Genomic DNA, 289 nt, shown 5'->3' with positions numbered 1-289 from the left:
AGGAATACCAGGCGCTTTTCGATCACTTCATTGAGCGTAGGCTGACGTTTGATTTCTACCACTTGGGCCGGTGTTGCCAGACGCTTGACGGCCGCCAGATCATGCGCTGCCAGACGTCCCCAGTTGAATGCCTGTTTATTGAAGTCGATAGAAACGCCATTGAGTTCGATCGCACGCATCAACGCTACTTCTTCCAACGGCACCCAGCCTTTTTGCCAGGCGTAACCGAGGATGAACATATTGGTCGCGATGTTATCCCCCATCAAGGCCGTCGCTATCGAAGCTGCAT

At 52.9% G+C, this 289-nt stretch carries 1 protein-coding gene; it reads right to left on the bottom strand.

The genetic code is table 11. The features are described from left to right. A partial coding sequence (locus KDM89_RS21790) for a hypothetical protein (RefSeq protein ID WP_212689851.1) occupies nt 1-289 on the bottom strand: 289 nt, incomplete at both ends.

The organism is Cognatundibacterium luofuense, assembly GCF_018139685.1.
GTDB classification, from domain to species: Bacteria; Pseudomonadota; Gammaproteobacteria; order Burkholderiales; family Burkholderiaceae_D; genus Undibacterium; species Undibacterium luofuense.
Note: the sequence above shows the minus strand (reverse complement) of the source record. Positions and strands in the feature narration are given on the sequence as shown.